Here is a 15,854-nt window from a genome sequence, read left to right on the forward strand (position 1 = left end):
AGGCCTGATCCGTTAATCTTACATATTATGCAAACTAATCGTTTACCAGTAACGGTATTGAGTGGATTCCTCGGTGCCGGTAAGACTACTTTGCTCAATCATGTCCTGCATAACAAAGAAGGCATGAGAGTGGCTGTCATCGTGAATGACATGAGTGAAGTGAACATCGATGCACAACTTATCAAAAATGAAAATACCCTCAACAGAACAGAGGAACGCCTTGTTGAAATGAGCAATGGCTGCATCTGCTGCACCCTGCGTGAAGACTTACTGATAGAAGTAGAGAAACTGGCCAAAGAAAGGAAATTTGACTACCTGCTGATAGAAAGCTCCGGCATCAGTGAACCTTTACCAGTGGCACAAACATTTACTTACCAGGATGAGGCCAATGGAACAGATCTTAGTAAACTTTCCCGCCTGGATACGCTCGTTACCGTAGTAGACGGATTTAATTTCTTAAAAGATTATAGTAGCATTGAAACATTGCAGGACAGGCAGGCTACTGATATGGAAGGGGATTACAGGACCATCGTCAATCTGCTCACAGACCAGATAGAATTTGCCAATGTCATCATCCTCAATAAAACCGATTTAATGACTTCTGAAGAAGTAGGGATACTAACGGCTGTAATAAAAAAACTAAATGCCGGCGCCCACATCGTAACATCTTCCTTTGGTAAAGTAGAACTCAAAAATATCCTCAATACCAACCTCTTTGACTTTGAAGAAACCAGTCAGAGTGCCGGATGGATAGAAGAACTCAGCAAAATACATCACACGCCTGAGACAGAAGAATATGGTATCGGCAGCTTCGTGTACCGCAGTCGCCGCCCTTTTCACCCGGAACGTTTCTGGAACTACCTCAATGATAACTGGCATTCCAATATTATCCGTAGTAAAGGGTTGTTCTGGTTAGCTTCCCGTAAGGACGATGCGCTCAACTGGAGCCAGGCAGGAGGCAGCTTAAGAGCGGAACGCGCAGGCGTATGGTGGTGCAGTATGTCCTATAAAGAAAGACTCCGTTATGCTTCCTTCTTAGATAATAAAGAGGAAATTGAAGCAAAATGGGACAAACAATTTGGCGACCGGCAAAATGAACTCGTCATCATCGGTAAAGGATTAGACAAAGAAACTATTATAAGAGAACTGGATACCTGCCTCTGTGATGAAAACGAAATTGCTGCGATGGAAAGAGGAGATACCTTCCGCGACGTATTTCCCTGCTGATGAAATTGCACTTAACGCAAACATAACACAACGCTAAATTTTGGCTGCATATTTTCACACCGCAATACAATTCGCCAACTTTTTTGTGTTATAATGAAGAATCTGAATGATGCAGAGCTATTATCGCTGGTAAAAAAGGACGATGAAAAGGCATTTGAGACTTTAGTGTACAGGTATAATATTACCCTGTATAAATTTATATACGCCCGTATCAGGGATGAACATGATACCAAAGACCTCCTCCAGGAGGTCTTTATCTCTTTCTGGAAGAACCGCCGGAATATTGTAACGGCAGACCGTATCCTCTCTTATTTAACACGTGCCGCATATTATGCAGTCATAGACTGGCAGATCCAGCACAAGAAGGTGCTGGCGCGTCAATCCATCTTACTTGAAAAAGACGAGCCAACCACCTTCCCCGTAGAAAATCAACTGATCTCATTAGAGCTGAGAGAGGCAGTAGACACCGAAGTAGCGAAGATGAATGATACCATGCGTAAGGTATTTATATCAAGTCGCTGGGAAGCAAAATCCATTCGTGAAGTAGCCGAAGAACACGGCCTTTCAGAACAAACCGTCAAGAATTATATCTCTCTTGCTCTTAAAAGAATACGTCTGCGCCTCAATACAGACAACTGGATACTTGTTTACATTTCCTTAACATTGTGTTCACAATTCCTTAATGGTACCACCTGCCTGCTTTAAAGACTTTACTGATGAATGCAGACATCATCAGACAAAGCTGCCATATTAGCGCTTTTAAAAAAGTATAGGTCCGGCCAATGCACGCCGGAAGAAATAGCACGTATACACGACTGGTTCTATTCTTTTGAAACAGAAGACGATCCGGAATTTGCAGCCGCTGCCAATGAAGCGGCCGCCAATGTAATGGCTACGTTATTCCCCCGTAAAAGGATAAGGTATATGCCTCTCCTGCGGGTTGCGGCTATATTGCTAGTGATCGTTACAGGATTGCTCTTCTTTTTCAGACCACAAAAGCCTGTGCCGGTAACATATGCACAGATCAATGTAGAGAAAGGGAAACGAAAAAAACTCACCCTGCCCGATGGTACCGTTGTTACACTCAACGCACTCTCTGAATTAAGTATACCATCCAACTTTGGAAAAAACAACAGGGAACTGTTCTTAAAAGGAGAGGGGGTTTTTGATGTAAAGAGTGATGAAACGAAACCTTTTATCGTACACACCGGGGAATTAAAAACCATTGTGCTGGGTACTTCCTTTGATATCAAAGCCTATCCGGGTGAAGATGCTATACAGGTAGCTGTATTAACAGGTAAAGTGCGTGTAGAAAAGGAACAGGAGGTCGTGGCTGCGGGTATCGAACATAACCAGGTGCTTACCTATACTTCAAAGGAACATCATATCAAAATAGCAAATGCTGCTAAGATAGCCGACTGGCAGGCTAATAACTACTATTTCGATCAGGCCACTATCCCTGAAATAGCGGACATACTGGAAAGACAATACAACATCAGTATTAAATTAACAGGTAGCACCAAAAGGACCTGCCGTTACACATTGCAGCTAAAGAATGAGTCTATTGAACATGCAATGTCTTTACTCGCCCAGTTATCAGGTATCACATACCACATTAATAATCATGAAATTAAAATTAATACTGCAACATGCGAATAAAAAGTAAAGCGCTCACCTCTATATCACGGCAGTTGCGCCTGCTCCCCGTATTTTTCTTTTGTCATGCGATTTGTTTTGCCAACAGTATGAATGGTCAGAACATCATCATCAACGTGAAGGACACACGTATTAGTTTAGATGTTAAAAAATTACCGCTTAAAGAAGTATTTCTGCTTATTGAACAAAAAACAGGTATTTCAATTGGTTATAATGCAACCGCTGTAAATGCCCGCCAACTGGTGAATTATAAAGCTGAAAAGGCTTCCCTGTCCGCTGTTCTTGAACAACTGCTGGAAGACTATGAAGGCTCTGTTAAACAGGTAGATGATAACCATATCTTCCTGAAAGTGGTTAAAAAGAAAGTAACTGTTGTAACGACCGTTACCGCAACTGTACAGGTAGTAGTAACCGGTGTTGTGACGGATGAAACGAATCAGCCTGTACCTGGTGTAAGTGTGTACGAGAAAACGACCAAAAAAAATACTACTACTGATATTTCCGGTAAATACAGTATTGCTGTGAACACCGGTGATGTACTGGTATTCAACTTTATTGGTTATGCTCCGGAAGAAGTTACAGTAACAGGAGAACCTACTATCAACGTAAAACTGAAAGTACAGAACAGCCAGTTAAGAGAAGTAGTAGCCATCGGTTATCAGTCTGTAAGAAAGAGTGATTTAACAGGTGCTATTTCCAGTGTAAAAGCAAGTGAGATGAACTTGTCTGCACCTACTGTTGGACAGGCGCTCGTTGGTAAAGTAGCCGGTGTGGTAGTCGCCCAGGTAAGTGGCGCTCCTTATGCAAGTACCAGGATCCGTGTACGTGGAACCGGATCTATAAACGCTTCCTCTAATCCGTTATATGTAATAGATGGCTATCCCGTGGATAATACTAATAATGATATTTACATTAACCCGGAAGATATCGAAACGATCGACATCCTGAAAGATGCTGCTTCTGCTGCTATCTATGGTTCAAGAGCTTCCGGTGGTGTAGTACTGATTACTACCAAACGTGGTAAAAATAACACCAAAGGTAAGTTTGAATATGATATTCAGACAGGTATCAACCAGTTAGCGAAGAAAGTGAAGTTGCTGAATGCCGATCAGTTCTCCCAGTTGATGGTAGACGCCCGTAACAATACTTACCACGACTTTGTTGTGAATGCCAACAATCCTGCTCTTCCCTGGAATGATAATATGTACTCTGATGATAATGCTACCCGTGTGAAAAATGTAGGTAACGCCAACGCTGTACAGGTAGACCCGGATTTTTACGATTTCGCTTCTCAGAAGATCATCCATTCTAAATATAATACAGACTGGCAGGACGAATTATACAGAAATGCCGTATTCGCAAGACATAACCTGTCGTTCTCCGGTGGTAAAGATGATGTTCGTTATTACATCAGTGGTGGTTATCAGAATCAGGATGGTATCGTACTGAACACAGGTGTAAAGAAAATAAACCTGCGTGCAAACATCGATGGAAAAGTAAACGAAAAGCTGAAAGTAGGATTGAACATTTCTTACACCAATAATCAGAATAAGGAAACAGAAGAAGGCCGTTGGGACCACAATCCTATCATGGCAGCCTTATTGATGTTACCATCGTTCCGTGCATATGATGAGAAAGGCAACATCGCCAAGAACGAAGTAGCCAAATACTCTTCCACATATGGTTTCAACAGCTTTGAAAATCCATTGGCACTGGCTAAGGAAATTAATATCACCAGGAGAGGTAACAGAGGTACTTATAATGCTTATGCTGTTTACCAGCTTTTGCCGGCATTATCATTCAAAGCTAACCTCGGTATCTCCAACTACGCTGAGAAGTATAATTATTATTATCCTACCAGTCTGAGCGCTGGTGTAAGTGCACCATATTCTGTAGATGCAAAGAATGCTGCCAATGCAAAAGTAAAGAATACTGTTTACCTGGATAAACTGGGAGAATATACCCTTAACTACAATAAACAGTTTAATAAACATAAAATAGATGTACTGGCTGGTTATACCGCCCAAAAGACAACGAACGACGTAGTAGGCGTAAAAGCTACCGGATTTGATAATGACCGTATCCAGGACATCAGTGGGAAAGGGGCAGATGCAGCTTATTTTAGCTTAACAGATGCAATAAGAACTACTACCACTTTATTGTCTTACCTGGCACGTGTGAATTATGCCTATGACAGCAGATATTTCCTCACAGGATCTTTCCGTACAGACGGTTCTTCCCGTTTTGGCCCTAAGAACAAATGGGGTGCTTTCCCTTCTGTTGCCGCAGGATGGAATATCTCTAATGAATCTTTCTACCATGATTGGCTGGGTCAGCATTCTACCCTTAAATTACGTGCAAGCTGGGGTTTAAGCGGTAATAACAATATCGGTGATTACAATGCCTTACAGGTAATGGCTACGGGGACTTCAGCCGTTGTATTCGGTAATAACGTATACAACACTGCCTATGCCGGTGATATCAAGGATGAGAAACTGGGATGGGAATCAACTTCTCAGTATAATACTGGTCTGGATATCGGATTATTCAATGGCCGTGTAACAGTGATCGCTAACTATTACCTGAGTTATTCTTACAACCTGTTATTTAATCAGCCTATTTCTGCTATCTCTGGTTCTAACTACATGCTGACTAACCTGCGTAATTCAAAAATACGTAACAGAGGTGTAGATGTACAGATTGATACAAGGGTGATAGATAATAAAGATTTTCATCTTAATTTCTCTGGTAACATTTCTGTAAACAGGAATAAAGTACTGAACATGGGTGGTGCCAGTACTATTTACACCGCTGGTGCAGAACGTTCTTACAAAACACACGTTACACAGGAAGGACATCCAGTGGGTATGTTCTACGGTTTTAAAGTACTGGGTATCGCTACTGCGGATAATTATAAGAAAGTTGCGCCGTCGGCCTCTTCATCCAACCCAATGCATCCCGGTGATCTTTATTTCTACGATAAAACAGGAGATGGTGTAGTAAACGATGCGGATAAAGACATCATCGGTAATCCTTACCCTAAATTCACTTACGGTTTTAACCTGTCTGCTACTTATAAAGAGTTTTATTTCAGCTCTTCGTTTAATGGCTCTTATGGTAACCAGGTGCTGGACGGACAAGATTATTACCTGTATAATATGGAAGGTTCCGGTAACCAGTATGCGGATGTTGCACAACATTTCCGTTCTGTTTCAGAACCTGGTAACGGAAAAGTATATCGCCCTTCAAGAGCTGGTACACAAAGTAACAGTACCCGTTTATCAACCTTCTACTTACAGGATGCTTCTTTCTTCAGATGTACGAATGCTACACTGGGATATAATTTCAAATTCCGCTTCCTGCAGGAAAAACTGGGTATCAGCAAAGCCACTTTGTTTGCCAGTGTAGATAACGCCTTTACTATTACAAAATATAAAGGGTATAATCCTGAAGTTGATTACAACGTAAACAGTACTACCAATTCAAATTTAGCTCCGGGCGTAGATTATGGTATGTATCCATTGGTACGTGCTTATAACGTAGGTGCTAAAATTGCTTTTTAATTCATTCTAATAAGTATCAGAGATGAAAAATAAATTATTCATAATATCGATGTTTGCAGCTGCGGTGGTATTCTCTTCCTGTAATAAGGACCTGCTGGATCAGACAAACCCCAACTCATCCACCATATCTGATTATTTTCAGTCAGAGTCTGATGTGTTACTGGCTGTGAACGGTATATATCAGTCGTTAAGAAGTAGTAACTGTATCGGTGAGAACAGTGGATTATTTACAGAAGACCGTGCCGGCAATACCGGTGGTATTGACGTACAATCCAATTCAGGTGAACCTTTTCAGTTCAGTGATTTTTCTATCCTGCCAAGCAATTCTTACCTGAAATCACATTGGACTGCATTATACCAGTCTGTTAGCCGTGCCAATATCGTACTGTCAAATATAGACAATGTGACTTTTGCCAGTGCGGATACAAAATCAGGTTATATTGCTGAAGCAAAGTTTCTCCGTGCCCTGATATATTTTCACCTGGTACGTAAATGGGGTGATGTTCCTTTGGTGACAAAACAATTAACTTCTACAGAAGTTCCTCTGTATACTTTCCGTGCAAAAGATACGGCCGTGTATGCACAAATTGTGGCAGACCTGAAAGATGTACTGGCTAGTCCTTTGCCTGACTTTCAAACGGGCGCTAACCTGGGCCGTGTATCTAAAGCAGCAGCAAATGCGTTGCTCGGACAGGTATACCTGACCAGGGCAGTTACCATCAGCAGCAGTAATAAAAATGAGGACCTGGCGAGTGCGAAGACTTATCTGGAAGCCTGCTATAACATGCGTTCGTTCAATGCGCTGACAGATATTCCTTATGCAGATGTTTTTGACGTGTCGAAAAAAACAAGCAATCCGGAAACTATCTTCTCACTGGTATACAAACAGGGAGACATCAATAATTCCTCTTCTATCGCAGCCAACAATCAGGCCGCGGGAGAAACGATCAACTCTCTGAAAGTAGCGACAGGTCTTGGTGGAAGTGTAAGACATGATCTGGTAAATGAATACGAATCAACAGATCTCCGTAAAGCATTTTCTATTAAGTATGCCAATGCTACTAACGTAAAAGACTGGTTCATTACCAAATTCCGTGATACAACTTCAGCTGCAGGTAAATTAGGTTATGGTGGTAATGATTGTCCTGTTATCCGTTATGCAGATGTAATCTTGATGCTGGCAGAAGTAAATATGTACCTCGGTGACAACGCAACAGCTATCAGTTACCTGGATATGGTACGTGTAAGAGCCGGGTTACCTGCTTACGCCGTATCTGTTACAGATGCTGATTACATAGCGAAATACCCTACACTTAAATTAGCTATCCTGCATGAGAGAAGAGTAGAACTGGCTTTTGAACAGAAATACTGGTTCGACGTGATCAGATTTTTTACAACGGATGAACTGATCGCTTACTACCATGCAAAAAATCAGTTGGACTTCGGAAGCCCTAAGCTGGCTAACTTCAGCAGGAAAGACCGTTACTTCCCGATCCCTTTGGATGAGTATAAACTGGACCCTGTTAAAATGTACCAGAACCTGGATTATTAATTCTTTGATAACGCCATAAGTATGACATGCTTATGGCGTTTTTTATATGTCCGGGATATAATATGTGAATTTTACATATCTTTGCGCCCATTCTATTCTGTAACCGACTTTATTAAACCGTTGTATGGGACAAACGAACTTACCCGAATTCTTTAAATGCGATGATTATTTTATCGATGAAAAAGTAGGACTCCTCAAATTTTCAAACGCTTACAAGGTGTATGGCGAACAGGGACAGCAAATTGGTAATATCCAGCAGGTTGTTCCGGTATGGCATAAAATACTGCGCCTGTTCATTAGTAAAGCAGTATTTCCTTTTGCACTGGATATTAAAGACATGAACGAAGTTGTGGTAGCAAGTATTCGTCGTGGCTGGACTTTCTGGTTCTCTAAAATCGACATCCTGGATGCTAATGGTGAGAAGATAGGCGGTATCAAACAGAAATTTAAACTGATGAAGCCTCTGTTCCATATTACTAACCAGTATGGGGAAACAATAGCACAGATTAAAGGCGACTGGAAAGCCTGGAACTTCAGCATTGTGGATTCCAGCGAAAAACCATTAGGCGCCATCACTAAAAAATGGGCCGGTATCCTGAAGGAAGCGTTTACGACTGCCGATAAATACCGCGTAACCATTGAAAAAGATTGCCCGGAAGATGTAAATAAAATAGCCATCGTTGCCGGTGCTATCACCATTGATATGGTACTGAAAGAATCAAAATAAGACAAAAATAGATAAAGGTTTATCTCAAAAGTATTAGCAGACACTAAAAAGGCTCCGTCAGGAGCCCCGTATTTGTAGCGAACGTTTTTATCCTCCTTAACAGACTCCGGAGGGGGCCCCTTCTAAAATTGCCAATATCAGGGAATCTAACGGCGTCTTTTTTGTTGTTTTATTTGCTGCAAACACGGGGCTCTGTCAGGAGCCTTTTATGTTTTTGCCGAAACACAACAGTAAACATTAATAGCTACAAACGGGCATTTAACGCCTTGTTAATAGTCCCCTCAAAACGACCCCTTACTCACACTTCACATATTAAATTTTCTTCCCAACACAATAAAAGGCAGGATTTTGCGTAACTCTTTCCGTGGGTTACTTAATATTTACCTTTACCTGCTTTGCGTTTTAACAGCCTGATAATCATTATATAGTTATTATTGTAAATTTTAATATAAATTTGCGTAATTTTCGTCTTAAATAGTAATTTAGACACTGGTTAAGCTTCCTTTAAAAGACGCCAAGACCTACTGTATTCAATATGAGGCCGATCCTATGTCTTTTTTTGATTATTGTGCAGTTAATTGCGAGAGGGCAGACTGCTGTGCCTCCACCGGCCATTTCACCACCAGCCAGCTCTCAGCCGGCCGCTCCGCCAGCGGACAGCATGAAAGCGAAAAAAGGGAATTTTGAAACCGAATTTAAAATGAAATCCGGTAGTTTTCTTGGTTTTGGACAGGTGAACCTGGGGATGGGAGAGGTAGGATTTAAAGTCGTTGTTTTTTGTGAAAGTAAACAGAAAAGCGCCCGGCTGGAATTCCGTATTAACACCCCCAGAGGTAAAAAAAGCAGGAAGATCGGTACCCTGAAGATCCCCTTTACCGGCGATACCACATACGCCCTGAAATTTACAGGTAACCCAAAGTATTCCAACGGAGTACACGATGTCTATCTCGTGGCTAAAGGCGGTAGTCCTTTTAGTATTACTTCCATCTCCTTTGAACAGGAATACTAACGACTTTTACTATCTTCACAATTCAATCAAATTAACCACCGGAAATGCCATCTATCACTATCAGCCTGATTCAACCGGATGATAATCAAACTATAGCATATATAGTAAGGAGTGTATTAACCGATTTTGGTTTGAACAGACCAGGTACTGCATTTGCCGATACGGCGCTGGACCATTTATCAGAAATATACAATGTTCCGCGTTCTGTTTACTACGTAGCAAGGGTAGATGGTGAAATTGCCGGAGGAGCCGGTATTTACCCCCTGGAAGGTGGCCCTGCACATATCTGCGAGCTGCAGAAAATGTACCTGCTGCCTGCATTCAGAGGTAAAGGGATTGCCCGTACTATCATTGAAAATTGCCTGGATTTTGCCCGTAAAGAAAATTACACCCATTGTTACCTGGAAACGATGCCCGAATTAGTACAGGCCGTTAAATTATATGAATATTTTGGTTTTTATCACCTGGATGGGCCTCTCGGTAATACAGGTCATTTCACCTGTATTAACTGGATGTTAAAAGAATTATAAATCTTTAATAATTTTTTCTATTTTAGGTGTGTGGTTGACACCATAAGAATTTATCAACCGTTATGAAAACTAGTTCGTACTAACTCAAAGAATTCTGTAGCGCATCACCTTGTCACATAATATTTACAGCCATATGCTTAGAAAACCCGTGCTGTATTGTTAACTATTGACCCATTGCCTGCTATTCTTTAACTATTAAACCACGTTATGATGATTATCCGAAACAAAAGTGTGTAAACTATAGGGATGTTATTGCATTCCCTGTAGACCCAAATCTATCATGCCGGTAACCAGCTGTTACCACGGGCATGTCATTTCTAAACTGTCAAACTTAACGTATGAAAAATTCAGACCTGTTGAAGGCCCGGCATTCCCATGCCTGGCAGTCAATACCACTGTGCATGAAACTAATTCTACTCCTTTCCGTATGTTTCTTACCCACCGCTCTCTTCGCCCAGGATATCACCTTAAAAGGGAAGGTCCTGGATAAAAACAATGAACCCGTTATTGGTGCTACGGTGAAAATAGTTGGTACTCCACGTGGTACCACTACCACTCCTGATGGTTCTTTTACATTAAGCGTACCTGCAACTGCACAGTTAACCGTAAGTGCTATCGGTTTCCTGCCGCAAACAGTTTCCGTAAAAGGGAATGGACCCATGAATATCGCGCTGGAAGCGGATACTAAAGGTCTTAGTGAAGTAGTGGTAGTCGGTTATGGTGCGCAAAAACGTGAAGCCGTTGCGGGTTCCATCGCTACTGTAAAAGGAGCGGACCTTATCAAATCTCCTGCTACCAATTTATCCAACTCTATTGCAGGCCGTATGCCAGGTGTCACTGCTATGCAAAACAGCGGTGAACCTGGTAATGACGGTTCTTCCCTGCGTATCCGCGGTTCCAACACACTGGGTAACAATGATCCGCTCGTTGTTATTGATGGTGTTGCTGCGCGTACCGGTGGATTGGAAAGGCTCAATCCTGTAGACATTGAAAGCATCTCGGTACTGAAAGATGCATCTGCTGCTATCTATGGTGCAAGAGCTGCGAACGGGGTTGTACTCGTTACTACCAAACGTGGTAAAAGTGGTAAACCTCAGCTTACGTATTCCTTTAACCAGGGATGGTCTCAGCCTACACATATTCCCGATATGGCAGATGCTTCACAATATGCACAACTGCGTGATGAACTGAGCCTCTATCGCGATGTTCCCGCCAATGAATGGGATGCTGCCTGGAAAGTGTACAAACAGAATGGCACCTATACCTCTCCTGTTACCAACAAGCAATGGGATGTGGCTTTCGGACAATCAGAAATACAAAAATATAAAGCCAATAATGATCCCTGGCTGCATCCTAATACCAATTGGTATAAGGCTACTTTCAAGGACTGGTCACCGCAATCCAATCATAGCCTGCAGATTTCCGGTGGTACGGATGCAATGAAATACCTGGCTTCTTTTGGGTATCAGTCGCAGGACGCTTACTACAAAAAATCAGCTACCGGTTATGATCAGTACAGTTTGCGTGTGAACCTGGACAGCAGGGTGAATAAATACGTGAATGTAAGCGTTGACCTCATGGGGCGGCAGGAGTACCGGCATTATCCTACCCGCAGCGCCAGCGATATCTTCCGTATGCTGATGCGCGGCAAACCTACTGAACCTGCCTACTGGCCTAATGGGCTGGCTGGTCCGGATATAGAATACGGTAACAACCCTGTAGTCATCACTACCGACCAGACCGGGTACGACAGAGACAAACGTTACTACATGCAAACCAATGCCCGTTTAGACGTCACCGTTCCCTGGGTGGATGGGTTGAAACTGAGTGGTAACGTGGCATTCGACAAATACCTCAAACGGACTAAAAAATGGATGACCCCCTGGTACCTCTATACCTGGGACAAAAAAACATATGAAGCAGATGGTACCACGCCATTACTCGTAAAAGGTAAACGTGGTACGGACCAGGCTACCCTGGCTCAGGGGGATGAAGACCAGAGTAATATGCTGTTACGCGGATTGCTCACTTACGATCATACCTTCGATAAAAAACATACTGTTAACCTGGTATTCGGGGTAGAGCGTGAAACGGTCAACTCTGATAACTTCAACGCTTCCCGTAAGTATTTCGTTTCTTCTTTAATAGACCAGATGTTTGCAGGAGGAGATCTTGAAAAAGATAATGGCGGTAGTGCCTGGGACCGTGCCCGTCTCAACTATTTCGGACGTGCGGCTTATAACTACAAAGAGAAATACCTCGCGGAATTTGTATGGCGTTATGATGGTTCTTATATGTTCCCATCGACGTCCCGTTTCGGTTTCTTTCCTGGTGTAATGGCCGGATGGCGCATCTCTGAAGAGAACTTCTGGAAAAATAATATCCATGTGGTAAACTATTTAAAACTCCGCGCATCCTGGGGGAAACTGGGGAATGACCAGATTTATTATGATGATAATGGAGATGGTACGCTCACTTTGCAGGAATACCAGTATTATTCTACTTATGGCTTTGGCAGCTATGTGTTGGGCAATAATGTAGTGAAATCATTGTATGAAGCACGTATCCCTAACCCATACATTACCTGGGAAGTAGCGAATAATTATAACGTTGGGTTGGATGGTTCATTACTCAATGGTAAACTCTACTTTGAACTGGACGCCTTTATCAATAAACGTTCAGGCATACTGGTAAGAAGAAATGCTTCTATCCCTCAATCTACCGGTATGACGCTCCCTGCTGAAAATATCGGTAAGGTGGATAATAAAGGATGGGAATTCCGTATAGGTTATACTGATAAGATCGGCGCTGATTTCCGCTATGATGTAAGTGTAAACGGCGGTTATTCTAAAAACAAGATCATTTTCTGGGATGAAACACCCGGTGCGCCTGCCTGGCAACGTTCTACCGGCCAGCCAATGAACACCGCTCTCTACTATGAATATGACGGCGTATTCAGAGATTTTGATGCTATCAGCAAAAATACAATCGATTACAGTGCATTGACGAATAACCTGCGCCCCGGTGATATGAAGTACAAAGACATTAATGGGGATGGTAAAATTAATGGCGATGATAAGGTGCGTAACTCCAAAAGCACCCAGCCTAAGTTTACCGGCGGCCTGAATATCAATCTGGGCTATCGCAACTTCGACTTCTCTGTTCTCATGCAGGGGGCTGCTGGTGGGGCTTTGCCCATTAACACGGAATCCGGTGAGATCGGCAACTTCACGAAAGACTACTACGATCATCGCTGGAGCCCGGATAACCCAAGCAGTGTGGACCCTCGTGTAAACGACCGTAACGATACTTACTGGTCTACCGGCAACACTTACTGGTTGCGCAGCACCAACTACCTGCGTCTGAAGAACCTGGAGATAGGCTATGGACTGGGAGATCTGTTTAAGAAAAAAGCAGGGATCAGCAGTTTCAGGGTATATGCCAACTGTCTGAACCTGTTCACGATCGATAACCTGAAAATCCTCGATCCGGAATCTATCAATGGTAACGGTCAGTACTATCCGCAGTCAAGGGTCATCAATGCAGGCTTTACGTTAACTTTTTAAGTAAGCAAGTATGAAACAGTTAATAAAAAAAATATACATTGGTCTTACCTGTGCATCTCTGCTTACAGCAGGTGCCTGTAAAACCGATTTCCTGAATACAAAGCCATTGGGCGAAGCTACTACAGATGATGTTTGGAGTGATCCTGCATTAACAGAAGCATTCGTGAATGAAATATACAATGGCCTCAGCAGTGGCGGTTTCCTGGAAACCATGCTGGCATCTGCTACAGATGAAACCATGTTCACACATAACTATGGTCTCAAAAATATGGTGGAAGCTACTATCAGCCCGACCGATGCCGAATATGTTACCAACAGGGGTACATTCCAGTGGGGCGAAATGTACAAAAGGATCCGTGCCTGCAATGTATTCTTTGCCAACGTGAATAAAGTACCATTTGATAAAGCCATGGTAGGACGCAGGCTGAGGGGAGAAGTATACTTCCTGCGCGCATTTTACTATCACCAACTGCTACGCGCCTACGGCGGTATTCCTTTGATAGATTCTGTGTACACACTGGATGACAAAGACTATACAAAAGCCCGTAATACTTTCGCAGAATGTGTGGACCATATCACCAGAGACTGTGATTCCGCGGCCTATTATCTGCATGGTACAGAAGGGGTGTCTGTAAAAGGCCGCGCTAATGAAGGCGGCGCACTGGCATTAAAATCACGTATCCTGTTATACGCTGCCAGTGATCTGCATGATCTTCCTACCGCCAAAGCAAAATCCGCCGTTATAGCAGCGGCCCCAACACCGGAAGTACTGGCTTACCCCGCCGGCGACCGTACGGCACGCTGGCAGAAAGCTAAAGATGCTGCAAAGGCGGTAATAGACCTGGGCGTTTATTCCCTGGCATTTCCAAACCCTGTCAGCGCGACCGAAGCCAGCGCCAATTACCAGGCGATGTTCCTGAAAGATAACAGTGAAAGCATTTTCTCCCGTTATTTTGTAAATGCTAAATCCGAAGCGGGAGGGCAGATAGGCTTGTACAATGGCTTGAACGGGTATCATAACTGGTCCGGCAATACGCCTACCCAGTTGCTGATAGACGATTACGAGATGAGCGATGGTACCACCTTCGACTGGAACAAAACTGAGCAAAAAGCTAATCCCTATATCAACCGCGATCCACGCTTTTATGCCACCATCCTTTATGATGGGGCCGACTGGCGCCAGCGTCCTTCAGATGTAACTGCCAAAGACCCGGCTAACCAGGTACAGGCAGGTTCTTATGAAGTGTGGGATGCAGATAACCAGAAGGTAGTCCCTAATCCGGGACTGGATACCCGTCAGGGCCCCGTGGAAGACTGGAACGGTAGTTTCACCGGTTACTACATCAAGAAGTTCATTGATCCTACGGTGGATGCACAGTATTTCCGCCAGGAAGTACCTTATCCGTTCTTCCGCTATACCGAAGTGATCCTGAATTATGCAGAAGCCTGTATAGAGCTGGGCCAGGAAGATGAAGCCCGTACCAACCTGAATGCCATCCGTACCCGTGCCGGTATGCCGCCCATTACGGCTTCAGGTGCGGCTTTGAAAACAGCTTACCAGCGTGAACGTGAAATTGAAATGGTATTTGAAGAACAACGATTCTTCGATGTGCGCCGCTGGATGATTGCCCCGGCAACTGTAGGCCGCGCCCTGAAGGGGATTAATGTGACCGGCAAGCTGAAACCCGGCAGCAAGGTAACTTTATACAAGTATGATCTGACTAGTTACAACTATACCTATACTCCTGTAACACTGGTAAATGAAAACCGCCTGTGGCTGGATAAGATGTATTTCATGCCCATCCAAAGGGACGAAATGAACCGTAACAGCAAACTGGTGCAGAACCCCGGGTTCTGATATCTGAAGAAAAACCGTATGAAGAGATGGCTTGCTTTGGCAGGTCATCTCTTTTTTGTGTCTGAAATCCTATATCCCTTCATCATGGAAAGCCCATTCCTTCGGCATTCTTTCAGCATTCCTATATCGTTTGGATATAGGAATGCCGGTAGAATGATATAGGAGT

The 15,854-nt window shown here is 43.2% G+C and carries 10 protein-coding genes; all 10 read left to right on the forward strand.

The window, feature by feature from the left end; genetic code table 11:
• Positions 1-27 precede the first annotated feature (27 nt).
• The 10 genes from GO495_RS21110 to GO495_RS21155 all read left to right on the forward strand — a co-directional run bounded on the left by GO495_RS21110 (position 28) and on the right by GO495_RS21155 (position 15,688).
• Positions 28-1,227 carry a GTP-binding protein gene (locus tag GO495_RS21110; protein ID WP_157301712.1) on the forward strand — a complete coding sequence of 400 codons (1,200 nt, stop codon included), beginning with the start codon at positions 28-30 and terminating at the stop codon, positions 1,225-1,227.
• A 93-nt stretch (positions 1,228-1,320) separates the two neighbouring features.
• Positions 1,321-1,932 carry an RNA polymerase sigma factor gene (locus GO495_RS21115; protein ID WP_157301713.1) on the forward strand — a complete coding sequence of 204 codons (612 nt, stop codon included), beginning with the start codon at positions 1,321-1,323 and terminating at the stop codon, positions 1,930-1,932.
• 15 nt (positions 1,933-1,947) lie between these two features.
• Positions 1,948-2,886, forward strand: coding sequence for a FecR family protein (locus GO495_RS21120; protein WP_157301714.1), 939 nt, complete (start codon positions 1,948-1,950; stop codon positions 2,884-2,886).
• Positions 2,877-6,446, forward strand: coding sequence for a SusC/RagA family TonB-linked outer membrane protein (locus GO495_RS21125; RefSeq protein WP_157301715.1), 3,570 nt, complete (start codon positions 2,877-2,879; stop codon positions 6,444-6,446). The genes GO495_RS21120 and GO495_RS21125 overlap by 10 nt, the downstream gene beginning before the upstream one ends.
• Positions 6,447-6,468: 22 nt before the next feature.
• Entirely contained in the window at positions 6,469-7,998 is a 1,530-nt protein-coding gene (locus tag GO495_RS21130; protein WP_157301716.1) for a RagB/SusD family nutrient uptake outer membrane protein, read from the forward strand.
• Positions 7,999-8,122: 124 nt separating this feature from the next.
• Positions 8,123-8,725 carry an LURP-one-related family protein gene (locus GO495_RS21135; protein WP_157301717.1) on the forward strand — a complete coding sequence of 201 codons (603 nt, stop codon included), beginning with the start codon at positions 8,123-8,125 and terminating at the stop codon, positions 8,723-8,725.
• A gap of 568 nt (positions 8,726-9,293) precedes the next feature.
• Positions 9,294-9,734 carry a carbohydrate-binding protein gene (locus GO495_RS32230; protein ID WP_157301718.1) on the forward strand — a complete coding sequence of 147 codons (441 nt, stop codon included), beginning with the start codon at positions 9,294-9,296 and terminating at the stop codon, positions 9,732-9,734.
• 44 nt (positions 9,735-9,778) lie between these two features.
• Positions 9,779-10,264, forward strand: coding sequence for a GNAT family N-acetyltransferase (locus GO495_RS21145; protein ID WP_157301719.1), 486 nt, complete (start codon positions 9,779-9,781; stop codon positions 10,262-10,264).
• A gap of 338 nt (positions 10,265-10,602) precedes the next feature.
• A complete protein-coding gene (locus GO495_RS21150) occupies positions 10,603-13,830 on the forward strand; it encodes a SusC/RagA family TonB-linked outer membrane protein (protein ID WP_157301720.1) in 3,228 nt (1,075 codons plus the stop codon).
• A 10-nt stretch (positions 13,831-13,840) separates the two neighbouring features.
• Complete coding sequence (locus GO495_RS21155) at positions 13,841-15,688, forward strand: RagB/SusD family nutrient uptake outer membrane protein (protein ID WP_157301721.1); 1,848 nt, start codon at positions 13,841-13,843, stop codon at positions 15,686-15,688.
• The last annotated feature ends 166 nt before the right edge of the window (positions 15,689-15,854 follow it).

It is taken from the genome of Chitinophaga oryziterrae (assembly GCF_009758125.1).
GTDB classification, from domain to species: domain Bacteria; phylum Bacteroidota; class Bacteroidia; order Chitinophagales; family Chitinophagaceae; genus Chitinophaga; species Chitinophaga oryziterrae.

What these genes read in the sequence shown, in the direction of transcription:
- GO495_RS21110 (WP_157301712.1), top strand. Translation starts at nt 28, where the DNA reads ATGCAAACTAATCGTTTACCAGTAACGGTATTGAGTGGATTCCTCGGT.
- GO495_RS21115 (WP_157301713.1), top strand. Translation starts at nt 1,321, where the DNA reads ATGAAGAATCTGAATGATGCAGAGCTATTATCGCTGGTAAAAAAGGAC.
- GO495_RS21120 (WP_157301714.1), top strand. Translation starts at nt 1,948, where the DNA reads ATGCAGACATCATCAGACAAAGCTGCCATATTAGCGCTTTTAAAAAAG.
- GO495_RS21125 (WP_157301715.1), top strand. Translation starts at nt 2,877, where the DNA reads ATGCGAATAAAAAGTAAAGCGCTCACCTCTATATCACGGCAGTTGCGC.
- GO495_RS21130 (WP_157301716.1), top strand. Translation starts at nt 6,469, where the DNA reads ATGAAAAATAAATTATTCATAATATCGATGTTTGCAGCTGCGGTGGTA.
- GO495_RS21135 (WP_157301717.1), top strand. Translation starts at nt 8,123, where the DNA reads ATGGGACAAACGAACTTACCCGAATTCTTTAAATGCGATGATTATTTT.
- GO495_RS21145 (WP_157301719.1), top strand. Translation starts at nt 9,779, where the DNA reads ATGCCATCTATCACTATCAGCCTGATTCAACCGGATGATAATCAAACT.
- GO495_RS21150 (WP_157301720.1), top strand. Translation starts at nt 10,603, where the DNA reads ATGAAAAATTCAGACCTGTTGAAGGCCCGGCATTCCCATGCCTGGCAG.
- GO495_RS21155 (WP_157301721.1), top strand. Translation starts at nt 13,841, where the DNA reads ATGAAACAGTTAATAAAAAAAATATACATTGGTCTTACCTGTGCATCT.